General features: G+C 32.2%; 15 protein-coding genes. 12 read left to right on the forward strand and 3 right to left on the reverse strand.

The window, feature by feature from the left end; translation table 11 throughout:
- From SJY30_RS07045 to SJY30_RS07100, 12 genes are all read left to right on the forward strand, one after another.
- Positions 1–1,182 carry a glycosyltransferase family 4 protein gene (locus SJY30_RS07045; protein ID WP_396634863.1) on the forward strand — a complete coding sequence of 394 codons (1,182 nt, stop codon included), beginning with the start codon at positions 1–3 and terminating at the stop codon, positions 1,180–1,182.
- Positions 1,183–1,313: 131 nt separating this feature from the next.
- The gene (locus SJY30_RS07050) at positions 1,314–1,919 is read left to right on the forward strand and encodes a sugar transferase (RefSeq protein WP_396634864.1); all 606 of its coding nucleotides are present in this window, start codon (positions 1,314–1,316) and stop codon (positions 1,917–1,919) included.
- Between the two features lie 82 nt (positions 1,920–2,001).
- Positions 2,002–2,748, forward strand: a complete 747-nt coding sequence (locus SJY30_RS07055) for an SDR family NAD(P)-dependent oxidoreductase (RefSeq protein ID WP_396634865.1) — start codon at positions 2,002–2,004, stop codon at positions 2,746–2,748.
- Between the two features lie 9 nt (positions 2,749–2,757).
- On the forward strand, positions 2,758–3,576 hold the full coding sequence (locus SJY30_RS07060; protein WP_396634866.1) for an SMP-30/gluconolactonase/LRE family protein: 819 nt from the start codon (positions 2,758–2,760) through the stop codon (positions 3,574–3,576).
- A 4-nt stretch (positions 3,577–3,580) separates the two neighbouring features.
- Positions 3,581–4,813 (forward strand): glycosyltransferase family 2 protein, encoded by a 1,233-nt coding sequence (locus tag SJY30_RS07065; RefSeq protein WP_396634867.1) that lies wholly within the window; start codon positions 3,581–3,583, stop codon positions 4,811–4,813.
- Positions 4,814–4,875: 62 nt separating this feature from the next.
- Positions 4,876–6,150 carry a carbamoyl-phosphate-synthetase gene (locus SJY30_RS07070; protein WP_396634868.1) on the forward strand — a complete coding sequence of 425 codons (1,275 nt, stop codon included), beginning with the start codon at positions 4,876–4,878 and terminating at the stop codon, positions 6,148–6,150.
- A gap of 37 nt (positions 6,151–6,187) precedes the next feature.
- Positions 6,188–6,928 carry an SDR family NAD(P)-dependent oxidoreductase gene (locus SJY30_RS07075; RefSeq protein WP_396634869.1) on the forward strand — a complete coding sequence of 247 codons (741 nt, stop codon included), beginning with the start codon at positions 6,188–6,190 and terminating at the stop codon, positions 6,926–6,928.
- 10 nt (positions 6,929–6,938) lie between these two features.
- A complete protein-coding gene (locus tag SJY30_RS07080; RefSeq protein WP_396634870.1) occupies positions 6,939–7,712 on the forward strand; it encodes an SDR family oxidoreductase in 774 nt (257 codons plus the stop codon).
- Between the two features lie 262 nt (positions 7,713–7,974).
- On the forward strand, positions 7,975–9,012 hold the full coding sequence (locus SJY30_RS07085; protein ID WP_396634871.1) for a glycosyltransferase: 1,038 nt from the start codon (positions 7,975–7,977) through the stop codon (positions 9,010–9,012).
- Between the two features lie 76 nt (positions 9,013–9,088).
- A complete protein-coding gene (locus tag SJY30_RS07090; protein WP_396634872.1) occupies positions 9,089–9,886 on the forward strand; it encodes a hypothetical protein in 798 nt (265 codons plus the stop codon).
- Positions 9,887–10,487: 601 nt separating this feature from the next.
- Positions 10,488–13,064, forward strand: coding sequence for an Ig-like domain-containing protein (locus tag SJY30_RS07095; RefSeq protein ID WP_396634873.1), 2,577 nt, complete (start codon positions 10,488–10,490; stop codon positions 13,062–13,064).
- 384 nt (positions 13,065–13,448) lie between these two features.
- Complete coding sequence (locus SJY30_RS07100; RefSeq protein ID WP_396634874.1) at positions 13,449–14,147, forward strand: hypothetical protein; 699 nt, start codon at positions 13,449–13,451, stop codon at positions 14,145–14,147.
- Between the two features lie 108 nt (positions 14,148–14,255).
- On the opposite strand, the gene SJY30_RS07105 is transcribed toward SJY30_RS07100, so the two are convergent.
- The 3 genes from SJY30_RS07105 to bshA form a co-directional block, all read right to left on the reverse strand.
- Complete coding sequence (locus tag SJY30_RS07105; protein ID WP_396634875.1) at positions 14,256–15,437, reverse strand: OmpA family protein; 1,182 nt, start codon at positions 15,435–15,437, stop codon at positions 14,256–14,258.
- A 120-nt stretch (positions 15,438–15,557) separates the two neighbouring features.
- Positions 15,558–16,004 (reverse strand): hypothetical protein, encoded by a 447-nt coding sequence (locus SJY30_RS07110; RefSeq protein WP_396634876.1) that lies wholly within the window; start codon positions 16,002–16,004, stop codon positions 15,558–15,560.
- Positions 15,997–17,136 carry an N-acetyl-alpha-D-glucosaminyl L-malate synthase BshA gene (gene bshA, locus SJY30_RS07115; RefSeq protein WP_396634877.1) on the reverse strand — a complete coding sequence of 380 codons (1,140 nt, stop codon included), beginning with the start codon at positions 17,134–17,136 and terminating at the stop codon, positions 15,997–15,999. Before bshA ends, SJY30_RS07110 begins: the two co-directional genes overlap by 8 nt.
- Between the last annotated feature and the right edge of the window lie 19 nt (positions 17,137–17,155).

Consider the following 17,155-nt stretch of genomic DNA (forward strand, 5'->3'; position numbering starts at 1 on the left):
ATGTCTCTTGCCCATAAAAAAACTTCTAAAGAAAAAATAATTAGAACAGCCGCGGTTCCTGGTTCACTATATGGATTATTAAAAGGGCAACTTCACTTTTTAAACCAATATTACGAAATTATAGGTGTGGCATCTGAAGGTACTGTTTTAAAGCAAGTGGAAGACCGTGAAGGCATACGAACCAAAGGTATAAATATAGAACGATCAATAAGTCCGTTAAAAGATTTGGTCTCATTATATAAACTTTACAGGTATTTTCGTCAAGAAGAACCTTTAATGGTACACTCTATAACCCCTAAAGCCGGGTTACTTAGCATGATAGCAGCATATTGCGCAAATGTACCTGTTAGGGCACATACATTTACAGGACTAATTTTCCCCACGCAAACGGGATTTTTAAAAAGGCTTTTGTTATTATTTGATAAAATAATCTGCAGATTTGCTACAAATGTGTACCCTGAAGGTAACGGAGTAAAAAACGATCTAATACAATATAAGGTTACCACAAAACCTTTAAAAGTCATAGCCAACGGTAACGTTAATGGTAAAGACCTTTTCTATTTTGACCCTAATCTATTCCCAAAAAAATCTTTAATGGTTGAAAAGGACAATCTAGGTATTACAGATAAAGATTTTGTTTTCATTTTTATTGGTAGGTTGGTGAACGATAAAGGCATGAACGAACTGGTCAGCGCTTTCTGTAAGCTTATTAAAAAACATGCTGATGTAAAATTGATTCTTGTAGGTTCTCATGAAGGAGAAACAGATATTTTACCAGAAAGTACCTGGAAAAAGTTAAATGCAGAAAAACGCATTATCTGGGTTGGCAAAAAAGATGATATTAGACCCTATTTATCTGTATCGAATGCTCTTGTTTTTCCAAGTTACCGAGAGGGTTTCCCCAATGTAGTTCTAGAGGCCGGTGCAATGGGGTTACCAGCTATAGTAACAGATATTAATGGAAGTAACGAAATTATTGAGCATGGCAAAAACGGACATATTATACCATCTAAAGACGAACAATCTTTATTAAAAGCCATGACCAATTTTGTAGAAGACCAACAACTTGTGCTACAAATGGCAAAAAATGCGAGAAAAGTAATTACAGAACGCTATGAACAAAGCTACGTTTGGCAATCAATATTAGAAGAGTACCAACGTATTATCGCAACTGCAAAATAAATTTGCAATTGTAAATAATTTTAAAAACAAGAGCTCTTGTTCATTAGCCCTATATTACCGCAATTGGTCTAATTACTGCTACATAAGAATCTTTTAATATTTAATTTTGTAACCTAAGCATAGTTTATAACATGTATACTAGATTTTTTAAAAGATTAATTGATTTTGTAATTGCCGCACTGGTGCTTTTAGTTTTTAGTCCGGTATTTTTAATTATATGGGTATCACTTTCAATTGCCAATAATGGCAGTGCATTTTTTTATCAACAAAGACCTGGTAAGAACCAAAAGGTTTTTAAGATTATCAAGTTCAAATCAATGAACGATAAAAAAGATAAAGAAGGAAATTTACTACCAGATTTTAAGCGTATGACAGTCATAGGAAAATTCATTAGAAACACGTCTCTTGATGAATTACCACAGTTGCTCAACGTACTAAAAGGCGATATGAGTCTAGTAGGACCTAGACCGTTGTTGGTATCTTACTTACCCTTATATAGTGAAGAGCAAAATAAAAGACATTTGGTAAAGCCAGGCATTACAGGGTGGGCTCAAGTAAATGGAAGAAACACTATTTCTTGGGATCAAAAATTTGAATACGATGTATGGTATGTTAATCATGTTTCATTCATACTAGATATGAAAATATTCTTTATGACTTTCTTGAAAGTGGTTAAAAGATCAGACATCTCTGCATCTGAAAATACTACCATGGAAAAATTTGTTGGAAGCAAATAACACTATCTATAGCTTTATCACGTTCAAATAATAATAATAAGCATAATAGCTCGTTTTACTATCTGTAATTTAAAATGTGATAATGAAAACCGTAATGATTTTAGGAGGTGCCAAAGGTGTAGGCAAAGAAATATTGAAGTCTTGTATTGAAAAAGGCTACAATGTTGCTTTCAGCGGTAGACAAAATGCTGACGGTACAGCTTTAATTGAATCATTAAATGCAAAAGACAGACTTTACTTTCATGAACTAGATTTAAATAGCATTGATGGCATTGAAGATTTCTACAATGAAACAATCAAGCGATTTAAAAAAATAGATGCTTTAGTGTTATATGCTGGCATTTCGCCCATAGCATCTATACTAGATGCTGAAGAGGATATTTACGATAGCATTTTCAATGTTAATTTGAAAGCACCATTTTTCTTGATTAAACATGTCTTAAAATCTATGGTCGACCAAAATTCTGGATCTATCATTTTCTTTGGTTCGGCACATATGGATTATGGTGCAAAAGATAGAGCGCCCTATGCCCTAACCAAAAATGCGCTCAACACGTTATCTACACATATTGCACATCACTATGCCAAGTATGGCGTTCGATCTAATTATATTGTTATGGGTTGGACAAATACCGAAGGTGAGCTAGAATTAAGATCAAAAGAAGGCATATGTGAAAAAGAGTTGAAAACAAAAGTTTCTAACGTAGTACCAATGGGCAGAATGTTAAACACTATTGACCCGTTACCGGCGGTAATGCATCTAATATCAGATCAGTCTATGATGACTACAGGATCTGTTATAAGAATAACTGGAGGAGAGTATATATAGTAACAATTTATGACCCAAACATTAATTTTTAATGGAAATTCTGAGCTTTTAGAAGGACCTGTATTTGACACAAACAATAATTGCCTCTATTTTGTATCCATTTTTGACCATTTAGTTTACTTTTATAATCCACAAACGAAGGAGTTACTTAGTGTTAAACTTGACTCTCCTGTAAGTTGCATATACATACAAGACCATAAAAAAATTATAGCTGCATCTAAAAACGGTTTTTTTGAAATTAATTTTAGTACGCTAGAAAAGAAATTGGTTTTTAAAATTGAAATTGATGATAAGGTTCGATTTAATGATGGTATCAAAGATCCAAAGGGCAGGTATATTATTGGTACTATGGGATACCCTGAGGTGAAAAAAAATATAGGACAAGTATTTTCATATGATAAAGGTGAATATAGAACCATCATTGAAAATACGACAATATCGAACGGGCTAGCATTTTCTTTAGACAACAAATGGCTCTACTTTATTGATACACCAACTAAAAAAGTAGCTAAATATGCCTATGACCTAAATACAGGTAATGTTCAATTTGATTCTTATGTAATCGAATTAAAAGGCGAAGGAAGTCCTGATGGTATGTGTATAGATAATAACGGTATGTTATGGATAGCGGAATGGGGTGGTTCATGTGTATCTCAATGGAATCCTCTAGGGGGAAACAAAATTCAACAATTAGAATTACCGTGTATTAATATTACCTCTTGTTGTTTTGATGATAATGCCAATTTATATGTTACTACCGCAAAGTCAACATCTGAAAATAATATTTATGAAGGTGGTCTGTACTATCTTGAATTAAACAAAAAATAAATTTATGAAAACTGTAGAGGTTAGCGTAATAGTTCCTATTTATAGAATAGAAAAATATTTACCACAATGTATTGACAGTCTTTTATCTCAATCATTTTTAAATTTTGAACTAATTCTTGTAGATGACGGAAGCCCAGACAACTGTCCTCGAATTTGTGATGAATATGCAAAAGCAGATAGCAGAGTTAAAGTAATTCATAAAAAAAACGGAGGTCTCGTAAGTGCCCGTAAAGAAGGTTTAAAAAAAGCAAACGGTAAATTTATCACCTTCGTTGATGGTGATGATTGGGTAGATAAATTTTACCTAGATATCATGTTCAAGCTTGCCGATGCCAATGAAGCAGATTTGGTAGTTACAGGTCACTTTAGGGAATTTGATGGTAAAATAGAAACTATAAAGCCAAAAAATGTAGGTATTTATAACGAAGGTGATATAAAAAAAGAAATACTACCAAATGCAATCTATAACGGTGAATTCTGTGAGCATGGAGTATCTACTTATGTTTGGAACAAACTTTTCAAAAAAGAATTATTAGACCAAATACTATTCAATGTACCTGATGATGTTGTCATGGGTGAAGATGCCGCAATAACTTTCTCATATTTAACGATATGTAAAAAAATAGTTATTAGCAGCACTCCACTTTACTATTATCGCCAACGTCATGATTCTATTGTAAAATCAGTTGAAAACCCAAAAACCGAATATTATAGATTAGGGTTATTAATGAATTACTTACAATCTAAACTTTCACTTTCGTTAGATGAAGAAAATATTAGAAAACAAATAACCTATTACCTATACTCTCAAATATTAGTAAGGTCTGGCGGTTTAATATATAATGAAGATGGCGATCAACTGTTCAACCCTTTCTTAAATGTTAAAAATAATTCTAAAGTTGTAGTGTACAGCTCGGGCTCTTTTGGTCAACACATTCTATCGACCAACTTAAAAAATAGTTTTTTCGATGTAGTTAATTGGATAGACATTGATTATCATGAATTAGAAATTGGCGGCAATAGCGTAAAACCCATTAGTTCTGCGAATAACTTAGATTATGACTATTTAATTATCGCTACAATAAATCCAACATATTATAAAGAGATAAAAAAAGAATTAAGTCTAGTTGGTGTAGATGAGAAAAAGATTGTAAAAATCAATACGAATTTCGATCAAGTAAGTAATCTACTTGATCAATTGGGGTTTGACAGTGAGTTTAAATTTCAAAATATTTAATTATTTAAAAATTAAGACACATTATCAATCTAATGATTTATAAAAACAAATAAGGTTTTACAATGAAAAAACTTATCATATTAGGAGGCAATCCTGAAACAGCAATTCTAGTTGATATAGCAATATCAATGGGTATTCATACTATTGTAGTTGATCCAAACCCAAATGCCCCTGCAAAAAAAAATGCTTCTGAAACTTACGACATAGATGGTTTCGAAGTGGACAAAATAGTACAATTGGCAAAAGACTTAAAAGTAGATGCCGTACTTGTTGGTGTAGCTGACATTCTAGTAAAACCCTATGGTGAAATTTGCAAGAAGTTGAATATGCCCACTTATGCCAATAAAGAGGCTATTGAAGCATTTTGTAGCAAAGATGGATTTAAAAAATATTGTGAGAAATTCAATATACAAGATATACCTGGCACTTATCTCAATACAAATTCAAGTATAGAAAAACCACTAAATATTGATTATCCATTAATGATCAAACCTGTTGATAATGGTGGTGGCGTTGGTATGAAAATATGTAGGAACGACAAAGACTTTAAAGATTCTGTAAAAACAGCATTAGAATTTTCTAAAAAAGGAGTCGTTCTAGTAGAAAAATATATGGAATGTGATGATATGGCCGTCTATTATACATTTAGAAATGGCACACCATATCTTTCCGCTACGTATGATAGGATAACTACGAAAATACAAGGAGATTTTAGCCCCGTGGGTATTGGAGCCATCTATCCTTCAAAAAACACGAATTTATTTGTTGAAAAAATACACCCGAAACTTAGCGATTTTTTCAAAAAATTAAATATTCAAAATGGGGTACTTAACCTTCAATTTTTTGTAGAGAAAGGTGTTTTTTACGCTTATGATCCTGGATTTAGGTTACAAGGTGAAGCACCACATATTCATTTGGCACATATTAATGGTTTTGATCATAGAAAAATGCTCATCAATTTTGCCTTTACGGGAGTTCTGGGGGAAGAAGACTTCCCTGAAAAGAACGACTATATGTTTAGAGGTAAAAAAGCATGTACAATTTGGGTTCTTTTAAAAGAAGGAACAATTAATTCTATTAAAGGTTTATCTGAAATTAAAGAAGATAAAAATGTGATTTTTGTTTTAGATAGATTTAAAGAAGGCGATAGCGTTAAAAAAGAATGGTTAGGCACAGAGAGACAAGTTTTTTCACGAATTTATGTTGTAGCCGATTCACTTGAAGAATTAAATTCCAAAATATCAGAATTTAAAAAGGAATTAGTGATTACCGATAATTCTGGAAATGACATGATATTAACATGGCCAGAAACAATAATTAAAGAAAATTATCTTTAATAAGAATACATAGAATTAACTACTGATATATAAGAGTATGCAAAATAAAACAGCCGTTATTACCGGTGGATCAAGAAATATAGGCTTAGCAATAGCTGAAAAATTTTACGCTATTGGTTACAATGTAGCCATATTAAGTGTTTCAGAAAATAGTGCAAAGAAGGCAGCCGAAAATATTGATAATACTGGAAATAAGGTAATTGGTTATAGGTGTGACGTTACAAATGTATCATCGGTTGAAGAAACTCTTGAGCATATTAATTCGCACTTTGGTGGAATAGACATTCTCGTAAATAGTGCCGGCATTTTAGATATGGCTAGCATAGAAGATACATCTATAGAAGAATGGGATAATGTTATGGCAGTAAATCTAAGAGGTACTTTTACCATGATTCAAAAATCAATTCAGTATTTGGAAAAAAGCAAACATCCAAGAATTATAAATTTATCATCTAATTCTGGCAGAATGGGTGGATTTGAAAATGGAATGGCCTATAGCGCATCTAAAGGTGGAATCATTGCATTGACATATGGTTTAGCCAGAAGACTTGCCAAAAAAAGAATTACAGTTAACTGTATTGCACCAGGGACCATAGAATCAGATATGTCTGCGGCACGTAGCCCTGAAGTTTTAAAGAAATTAAAAGAAAGATTTCCTTTAGAAAGATTTGGAACACCTAAAGAAGTTGCAGCCGCTGCTTGCTATTTTGCAAGTGACGATGCTGGCTTTACCACAGGTTCAGTTCTAGATGTGAACGGAGGATTATTCATGGGATAAAATAAAAAATATGAAATCAAATATATTAGAATCATTTAGTTTAGCCGGAAAAAAGGCAATTGTAGTTGGTGGCGCCGGTGACCTTGGAAAAGCCATGGTTGAAGCTATTTCACAAGCAGGTGCTCAAACTGTAGTTATAGACTTTGACGAAAGGGTTTTTGACATTTGTAAAGAATTCAAAAAAGACGGTCTAGAAGTAGATGCTATTAGAGCAGACATCAGTAAGATATCTGAAATTAAAGAATCCTATCAATCGGCATTAGAATTATTAGCTGGAAAAATCGATATTCTAATCAACTCGGCGGGTATACAAAGAAGATACCCTAGTGAAGATTTTCCTGATGAAGAGTGGAGTAAAGTAATTGCCATTAACCTTGACGCTACTTTCTATTACTGCAAATATGTTGCAAAAAACATGTTAGCAAATGGAGGCGGAAAAATAATAAATATTGCTTCTTTAATGAGTTTTTTAGGAGGAATTACTATTCCTGCCTACGCAGCTTCAAAAGGGGGCGTAGGTCAATTGACAAAAGCACTATCCAATGATTGGGCTGCGAAGGGTATCTGCGTCAATGCTATAGCACCTGGTTATATGGATACGCAACTTAATACAGCTTTGATAAACGATAAAAAAAGAACAGAAGAAGTTTTCATTAGAGTACCTATGAAAAGGTGGGGTAATGGTGAAGATTTAAAAGGTTTAACAGTATTCTTATGTTCTTCTGCTAGCGATTATATTACTGGTACCGTTATACCTGTAGATGGAGGGTATTTAGGGAGATAAATTATCTGATTTTTAGATTTTTAATTATAAGTTCATAAAGAAATAATAGGTTCGTAAAATTAAATTGAAGTAATTAATCCGATTAAAATGTTAGAAAACAATTTTATTAGGTGATAATGCTAGAATCAATAATTTTACGACCTATTTATAGTACATTAAAAGTGGATAAAGCAATTTTGATTTTTATAATTGCCTTCTATATTACTATAACACCTATGTTAAATCCAATTTTAAAATTTTGCTAGAACGTTAGCAACCAGTGATGAAATTAAGCATAATCATTCCTTTATATAATAAGGAAAAATATATTGAGCGTTGCTTACAGAGTCTATTAGACCAAGGATTATCTTCTAGCGATTACGAAATAATCATTGTGGATGATGGCTCAAAAGATTCTAGTGTTGCCACCGTAAATAATTATGTAAATAAAAAAAACATAGTCAATGTAAAATTGATTTCACAAATTAATCAAGGCCCAAGTGCCGCCCGAAATAATGGATTGCGCATTGCTGAAGGAGATTATCTTTATTTTCTAGATGCAGATGATTTATTATCTAAAAACGCATTAAATGTTCTTCTATCATTATCAAAAAATAAGAATCTTGATATTTTAGAATTTGATACTAAAGATATTGAGGAAGGAAAATTAACCGATTTACCAAGTATTAATTTAGAGGACATAAAGAATAAATGCACCTCTATTATGAAAGGTACTGATTTCATCACTCAAAATGATTTAAGAAATCAAGCCTGGCGGTATTTAATTAGTAGAAAATTTCTTTTAAATACAGGTATTCTATTTCTTGAGGATATGAGAGCATACGAAGATCTAATTTTTACTGCAAGTGTTTTTTTAGCATCAACTAGAACCTCAAAAGTTGATATTGACGCACATAGGTATATTAAGGTTGCTGGTTCTATAGTTACCTCAAAAAAACCTAAAAAAAATCTAGAATTTATTTTAGGTATGGTAAAAGCAGTAGAAGAGCTTGATAAGCTGATAAAAAATTATGATCGATCAATACCAGAAAACAAATTAGTTATATCAAAATTAAAAGCTAAGCAACAGGCAGTAGTTTACGCTTTAATTATACGCGCATTTAAATATCGACTTAATTCAAACGATTTAAATAAAATATTAGATCAAATGAAAACGTTAAATGCTTACCCAATTGACCCTAAATTAGGCGGAGTAGGAAATAATAACCTAACAGAGAAATTAGTTTTGCTACCGATAATAAATAACAAAACCTTACTTCTACTAAGCTTAAATATTTCAAAGAAATTTTCATTTCTTTAAAATTGAATAATAACAAAACGTGCTTTGGTACAAAAATTACCAAAAAGCTTTATTACTTGAACTAAAATATATAAATATGATTTGTTTCCTTGTACCTGTAAAGAGTAAGAAACTTTCTTCTGATTGGGATAAATTCAGTGAATTGGTAAACCGTAGTCTAAAATCAATCAATGGTCAAAAGGACAAGGATTTTCAAATAGTAGTTGCTTGTCATGAATTACCCACTAATAAGTTTGAACATCCTCAAGTTCATTATATACAAGTTGATTTCGATATACCAAAATTAACTAACGAAGATTGGGAAAAAGATAGACAACTCAAAGAAGGTGATAAGGCAAGAAAAATACAAAGCGCGTATTCATATGCCATAGACAACTTTAACGTAGATTACTTTATGGTTGTTGATTCTGATGATTGTATCGATAATGGCATTAGTAAATATGTAAATAGTAGAATCAAAGAAAATATACCTGGTTGGTATGTTGACAAAGGTTATTTCTATACAGAAGGAAGTAAATTTGCTTTTATGATTCGTAGTAATTTTAATGTTAGATGTGGTACTTGTATTATCATTAAGAAAGAATTATTTCAACAGGTAATACAACAAGAGCCATACCTCTATTATTTTCATGAAACCATAGAACTTAATAATAATCTTTCATTGATACCATACCCTAAACCCGCCGCATTGTATAGTATGGCAAATGGAGAGAACCATTATATGTCCCAATCAAAAATGATGAAACTTGTAAATCAAACTAAATTTTTGACAATAAGTCATATTAAAAGCCTTTATTCTAAAATTACAAGATACAGACCTAGATACATAGGAAATAGATTTAAGAAATCATTTAATTTTTATAATATTTCTTAAAGATTAATTTCTAGCAATTTATAATTTTCAAATAACAAAGCTTCAACCTAAATCACAATATCAGTGAATATAGTTGAAGCTTTTTCATTGAAAACACCCATCTTTCAAAATTACCTTATCAATTTAATAAACCGCAAAATAATAATTAGTATAATTAATGACATGTACTTTTCGCATGTGTAACAATGCTCCCTTTTCATGATATTTTCACATACCTCTTTTGAAGTAAAATTAATTCATATTCAATAGCGGTATTAAAATTTTAAAGAGAAAGAAATTTAAAATTATTCTTTTTCACTGATATACATAAGATTACCGATTTTAAGGCTTTCCTCTTATATTTAAAATAATTAAAGAACTATAATTATACTCAGCAATTTTAGTGTTCAAAATTTTGAATTTGTGCATTTCAACGATCTTTTTAAATTATTCTGGTATTTAATAGACCAAAAAGATACTTTCGTCGTAAATAAGTTGAAGTTTGTCGTTAACAATCTCTCCCCAAGTTTAATAGACAACAACTTATAGTCAAATTCCATCGCGCAATATTAACCGAAATATTTAACTATTTAATTATTAACAACTCCACTAAACATTAATTATGAAATTAAAAATTACTCTTGTTTTATTGTTACAGGCATTCTGCTTTCAACAAATTTACGCTCAATGTGACGGAGCGGATTTTGAAGAACAAAATGGTATTGCCATTTTAGAATTAGATTCAAAAGTTTCTGGAAGCTGGCGAAAAGAATCAACTTCTGGTTCATCAGGAGGTTCAGCATTGACCTATAGGGGAAGTAATTATTTTAACTCACCTGGAAACTCAACTATAACCTATAAAGTTAAAATTAACTCATCGGGAACATATAGATTTATATGGCGAAACAAAATTAGTGTTATTGCCAGTAGTAATGCTAGTACAGAACATAATGATTCTTGGTTGAAAATTAGTGCTTCGGACTTTTATGGTCAAAGAGGCAGTAGTAGAATTTATCCTAGAGGTTCAGGAAAAAGCCCAAATCCAGAAGGAGCAAGTTCAGGAGGCTGGTTTAAGGTATATACAAATACTATAGATTGGAGCTTTAGTACGAAGACAAGTGATTTTGACGCACATGCAGTATATGCACGATTCAATAGTCCAGGTGTATACAATATACAAGTTTCTGCAAGATCCAATGGTCATACTATAGACAGAATGGTGTTGTATAAAGAGGGTAGTTATTCTGCAAATCAAGCAGAGAGTTTATCCAGGTCTGTTACCTCTTGTTCTGGAAGTACACCTTCACCTACCCCAACACCGACACCGACAACTAATGAAGCTCCTACTGTAAATATTACTAGCCCAAGCAATGGTCAAAGTATTACAAGTGGTAGTTCTGTTACGGTACAATTATCTTCAAGTGATCCTGATGGAAACATTACTAAGCATGAACTTTCTTTGAATAACAATTTAGTTGATACTGATGGTGTTAACTACAGTCCATATACTATTACTAACATTCAACCAGGTAGCTATGTAATTACAGCAAAAGTAACAGATAGCAATGGTGAATCTGATACTAGTACGGTAAATATTACAGTGACTGGTGGTGGTTCTACTGATCCAGATCCTGAACCTACTCCGCCAACATCCAATACTGCTCCAACGGTTGATATAACAAACCTAAACGATGGCCAAACAATAGCAGCTGGATCTAATGTTTCTGTTGCAGTTAGTTCTAATGACCTTGATGGTAGTGTTGTAAAACACCAAGTATTTGTTAATGATGTATTAGTAGATACTGATGGTACCAACTACACACCCCACATTATAGAAGATATTAGTACTGGTAATTATTCCATTAGAGCTACCGTAACTGATAACTCAGGCGAGACAACTTCAGATACTGTTGTTATTACTGTGAATGATGATGATGAACCAACTACAAATCCGACACCTCCAACATCAAGTTCTGATCCTGCAGTAACTATTACTAACCTAACTAATGGTCAGAGTTTCAATGCTGGCTCTGATGTATCAGTAAATTTAACAGCTTCTGATGCCGATGGTAGCGTTGTTAAATATCAAATTTTTGTAAATGATAACTTGGTTGACACAGATGGCTCAAATTACACTCCTCATATTATTAGGAGCATTAGTAATGGAAATTATGAAATCAAAGCTACTGTCACAGATGATGACAATAATACAAATTCTGCCGTAGTCAATATTACAGTAGGATCTACTACTGCTCCTACTCCACCAACAAGTGGAAATCAAGCACCGACAGTTCAAATAACTTCATTAAGCGAAGGACAGGTTATATCTGTAGAACAAGAAGTTTTTGTTGACGTAATTGCTAATGATAGTGATGGTGATGTTATTAAGTACCAGGTCTTTATTGATGGAGATTTAGTTGATACTGATGGAGAAGTATATACATCTCATCCTTTTCAAGAATCTACATCAGGAAATTATCAAGTTCAAGTAGTTGTTACTGATAATGATGGTGCTACAGGTTCAGATATCGTAAATGTATCGGTAGGATCTGGTGGTTCTACTCCAACAACACCAACCACTCCTACTCCTTCATTAACATTAAATCTAATCGATGCGATATCTAATGCGAATATTGGTACCTTATCAAATGGATCAGGTTTAAGCTCATCAAATACACAAAATGTAAATATTAGAGCAAATGTTCCTTCTACGGCGCAGAGTGTACTTTTTGTACTTTCAGGAGCACAAAGTGAAACAAGATATGAAAATGTTGCACCATATGCTTTGTTTGGAGATATTGACGGAGATTACCTTGCTGCAAACCTTTCTAACGGTTCTTATACTTTAAAAGTGTCTGCATATACAGGTGCTAATGGTAGTGGATCTCTTGTTGCTACCGAAACAATAAACTTTAGTGTTGGTTCGGTTACAAATAAAACTGCATATGCATTTCCTAACCCAATTCAAACAGACGGTAAAGTATCAGTTCATTTACCAAAAGGTAATGGTGGCAATTACGAATACACCGTTACTAATGCTATGGGAATTCAATTAGAAAAAGGTACATTTAAGGCTGGTGAATCTGCGACAGATATTGATCTTGAATTATCTAATGTTGGAAGACAAACGAAGGGTGTTTACTATCTAAGTATTTCAAAAGGTGGTTCCAATCAAATCATCCCACTTTTAAGACAGTAGTCTTTAAAGTAACTAATATAAAAGTCGGCTTCTATTTTTAGTTGCCGACTTTTTTTATTTAATAAATTACAGAGAAATTAATTTTACCTTCAGATAATAACAGAAATATATACTGAGTCCAAAATAGTTCTAAACAAATTAATATATTGGATTTTAAGAACCCTAAAAAACAGATATATTTAGAACAGAAGTATTTTACTAGATATGAATTCTCTTACAGAAAATATCATTGAAATAGCTATTTTTACAGTACTAGAAGTTTAAGAATTATTATATAAACTTAATTACAATCATTAAGTTTATATATTAACTAACTATTCTTCATGGAAGTCTACGTATAAGACAGATTTATAAAGACAAAGTATCCTTCAAACTTAAAGCAAAATGAAAAAAGGGTTGATTCTATTTTTTATAGTAATTATAATTCAATCATGCGGAGTTGATTTAGATGTATTAGAATATGCGGATACTGAGCCAATAGATGATGGAATAGATATTTTGTTAATCTATCCAGAAAACGAATCTGTAATTAATGAAGGTACAAATGTATCCGGTACCGAAAGCAGATTAGTTTTTAAATGGTCAAATAAAAATGACGATAATTTTAGTCCTTACAGCTTGCAACTTATTAACTTAAATAGCAATGATACTATTATTTATGAGAGCTTAGAATCTGAATCTGCAATAACCCTGCAAAGAGGTGTTGAATATTCTTGGTTTGTAACAGGTATAGCAGATAGTAAAAGTAATACCTGGTCATTTTATAACAATGGACCTGAAATTGATTCCAATGCACCTATTCCGGCAATAGCTATCTCCCCTGTAAGTGGTGCTTCGATATCTCAAACAAGTACTACAGTAAACCTAATCTGGCGATCTGAAGACCCTAACAATGATATTACAGCATATGATTTATATTTTGGGAAAATAGAAAATCCCGATATTTATGAAAACGATATTACCACTTCCAGATATAATGACATTCCTGTTGAAGCTGGCAAAATCTACTATTGGAAAATTGTAACCAAAGACAGTGTAGGAAATGAGTCCACCTCAGAAGTCTTTACTTTTAGTGTAGGTTAGAATTGTAATTTATAACTTATAGAAAAGGACTGTAGTAAAAATTTACATAAACAAAAAGCCCGATAAATGTCTAAAACACATATCGGGCTTTTCTTATATCTTAATCTTTTAAAATTCTTGTATAACAAACTCAGATCGTCTGTTTACTGCATGCTTTTCTTCTGGACAAAACGTATTGTCATCACAATCATTTAATAACATAGATTCTCCATATGCCTCTGTCATTAATTTATCTTCAGAAACACCTTTGGAAATTAGGTAAGCTTTAGTTTTATCAACTCTTCGTTGAGATAACCAATCGTTATATTTAGAAGTTCCTCGTGAATCTGTATGAGAAGTAATCTTTAATTTTAATGTTGGAATTTCCTCTAGAACTAGAGCTAAAGAATCCAAAACTAATTTTGAAGACGAATTAACGTAAGATGAATTTAACGCAAAGTAAACATTTCCTAAATTTTCTATCTTAGATTTGATTTCTGCTTTTCGTCTATTCATAGCATCTACTTTTGCTTTTTCAGCAGCAGCTAATGCATCAGCCTCTTGTTGCTTCTTAAGTCTTTCTGCCAATAAGGCTTCGTCCTTCAAACGATTTACTTCATTGATAGAATCTGTTTGGCGTTGCTTTTCTTTTTCAATTGCCGCTAATAATTCTAACTTCTCTTCACCTCGTTTAGAAAGACCTTTTTCAATTCCGAATTGATAAACAACTCCAGCGGCATGTTGTATATGATTAGTAGCCCCTTCTCCCTGGCTCATAGCCCATTTTCCCGTGGAATTGAAGTCTAACCCCCATCTGTCTGAAAACCATGTTCTAAAACCTACAACTGCATTATATGTTCCCCTACCTTTATTATTAGCATCAGTATAACCAGCTCCGATACCCACATAAGGATCAAACCAACCTGTCTCTCCTATAATTTTATTTAAATCATACGTTATTCTACCATCTACTCCATAATAATTGATATTTTCAGTTATAAAGACTCCATCAATATTATTACCTTCTTTATATTGATTGTAGGTTCCTATAGCCTCTAAACCTAGACCACTCTTGAAATACCTACCAATACTTAATCTAGATGGAAATGGAACCATATTCCACTCTTCCCCTACGTTAAAGATACCATCAAAAACATTACCTGAATCATCTACAGCATTTAAGCCAACACCGAAAATCCAAGAACTCTGCACAATACTATCTTTCGCAGTAATCTGAAGTTCATCTTGGGCAAAACCGACAGATGACACCATGAGAAGTAATAAAAAACTAAAAAAAGTAGTAGTTTTCATAATTATAAATTTGGGATTATAAAATGTAAAATTAGTTGTAGATGAGAAGATTGGCAAATAATTACCGTGTACAGTAATTAAAATCGTTTGATAGTCGAATGTAGAATTATTATCGACTAATTACTTCATAATTTTAAGAGTTTTTGTACTTAAAGGCAACTTATACACACTGAAAGGACTTACAATAAAACTATTTTCTTCTTTAGAAGCTGTAGTTTTAAGCTTATGAATTTGCAAAATATCAACCTTCTCGTTCAATTTTAAATCAGCATAACTAGAAGCTGTACTATCGCCACACCAAATTAGAATCATTTCGCTATTAAAATCTATAGAAGGCGGAGTTAATCCTGGTTTTCTTGTTCGATTTATTTTGCCATAAAAGGCATTTAAATCTTTTTGATTTTTTATTAAAATATACTCTTCTTGTTCAAAGCCGCTATAATTTTCATTTAAGATAAGCTCCATACCCATTTCATTAGATTCTTGCAAATTACTTTGAGCAGTACTTTTACAAGAATTCAATTGAATTATTGCCGCCAAAAATAAACAAATAGAATATCTAAACATTTTTGAATCTTCCGTTATAAGCTCTTTCGTAGACCTCCTCATAAAGAGGTACTACTTTTTGAATATCAAAACGCTGTGCTTCTTTTAAGGCATTAAGTTTAAATCGTTCCAAAACACTATCATTTTTTAAAATGGTAATTGCCTTAGCCGCCATATCGCTAACATCACCTACATCACTTAAAAATCCGCTTACGCCTTCTGTATTCACTTCTGGTATACCACCTGCATTACTTGAAATAACAGGAACTTTATTAATCATGGCTTCCAGAGCAGCAAGACCAAAACTTTCGGATTGAGACGGTAAGAGAAACAAATCTGAAAAGCATAAAATCTTATCTATCTCATTACTATTACCTAAGAAGATAACTTTATCCGCTATAGCTAATTCTTCACACAAACGTTCAGCACCTGCCTTTTCAGGACCTTCGCCTACCATAATTAGTTTTGAAGGAATCTCTAACTGTATTTTACTAAATATTTTAATAACGTCTGGTATACGCTTTACCTTTCTAAAATTACTAATATGAGTTACAATACGCTCATCTTCAGTTGCCATGTTAGATCTTTGACAATCAGTAAAAGATGTACTATACTTTTTAGCATCTATAAAGTTAGGGATAACTTCTATATCCCCCTTGATATCAAAAGTATCTAAAGTTCCTTGTTTTAAACTTTCAGAAACAGAGGTAACAACATCAGACTGATTTATGCTAAAGGTAACCGCAGGCTTATAAAATGGATGTTTACCTACTAAAGTAATATCCGTACCATGCAATGTAGTAATCATAGGCACGTAAATACCTTCTTCTTCTAACATCTTCTTAGCCATATAACCTGCATACGCATGAGGTATGGCATAATGCACATGTAAAAGGTCTATTTTATGAAGTTTAATAGTATCGACCAACTTACTGGATAATGCAAGTTCATAAGGTTGATAATGAAAGAGTGGATATTCTGGTACATGAACTTCATGAAAAAATATCTTATTACTCAACAGCTCTAAACGCACGGGCTGCTTATAAGTAATAAAATGAATCTCATGACCTCTATTTGCCAATGCAATTCCTAATTCTGTTGCTACAACACCACTACCACCAAAGGTAGGGTAACATACTATTGCTATTTTCATTACAACAAAATTACCTTTT

Source organism: Maribacter sp. R86514 (assembly GCF_044597005.1).
Lineage (GTDB): Bacteria > Bacteroidota > Bacteroidia > Flavobacteriales > Flavobacteriaceae > Maribacter.

What these genes read in the sequence shown, in the direction of transcription:
- SJY30_RS07045 (WP_396634863.1), top strand. Translation starts at nt 1, where the DNA reads ATGTCTCTTGCCCATAAAAAAACTTCTAAAGAAAAAATAATTAGAACA.
- SJY30_RS07050 (WP_396634864.1), top strand. Translation starts at nt 1,314, where the DNA reads ATGTATACTAGATTTTTTAAAAGATTAATTGATTTTGTAATTGCCGCA.
- SJY30_RS07055 (WP_396634865.1), top strand. Translation starts at nt 2,002, where the DNA reads ATGAAAACCGTAATGATTTTAGGAGGTGCCAAAGGTGTAGGCAAAGAA.
- SJY30_RS07060 (WP_396634866.1), top strand. Translation starts at nt 2,758, where the DNA reads ATGACCCAAACATTAATTTTTAATGGAAATTCTGAGCTTTTAGAAGGA.
- SJY30_RS07065 (WP_396634867.1), top strand. Translation starts at nt 3,581, where the DNA reads ATGAAAACTGTAGAGGTTAGCGTAATAGTTCCTATTTATAGAATAGAA.
- SJY30_RS07070 (WP_396634868.1), top strand. Translation starts at nt 4,876, where the DNA reads ATGAAAAAACTTATCATATTAGGAGGCAATCCTGAAACAGCAATTCTA.
- SJY30_RS07075 (WP_396634869.1), top strand. Translation starts at nt 6,188, where the DNA reads ATGCAAAATAAAACAGCCGTTATTACCGGTGGATCAAGAAATATAGGC.
- SJY30_RS07080 (WP_396634870.1), top strand. Translation starts at nt 6,939, where the DNA reads ATGAAATCAAATATATTAGAATCATTTAGTTTAGCCGGAAAAAAGGCA.
- SJY30_RS07085 (WP_396634871.1), top strand. Translation starts at nt 7,975, where the DNA reads ATGAAATTAAGCATAATCATTCCTTTATATAATAAGGAAAAATATATT.
- SJY30_RS07090 (WP_396634872.1), top strand. Translation starts at nt 9,089, where the DNA reads ATGATTTGTTTCCTTGTACCTGTAAAGAGTAAGAAACTTTCTTCTGAT.
- SJY30_RS07095 (WP_396634873.1), top strand. Translation starts at nt 10,488, where the DNA reads ATGAAATTAAAAATTACTCTTGTTTTATTGTTACAGGCATTCTGCTTT.
- SJY30_RS07100 (WP_396634874.1), top strand. Translation starts at nt 13,449, where the DNA reads ATGAAAAAAGGGTTGATTCTATTTTTTATAGTAATTATAATTCAATCA.
- SJY30_RS07105 (WP_396634875.1), bottom strand. Translation starts at nt 15,437, where the DNA reads ATGAAAACTACTACTTTTTTTAGTTTTTTATTACTTCTCATGGTGTCA.
- SJY30_RS07110 (WP_396634876.1), bottom strand. Translation starts at nt 16,004, where the DNA reads ATGTTTAGATATTCTATTTGTTTATTTTTGGCGGCAATAATTCAATTG.
- bshA (WP_396634877.1), bottom strand. Translation starts at nt 17,136, where the DNA reads ATGAAAATAGCAATAGTATGTTACCCTACCTTTGGTGGTAGTGGTGTT.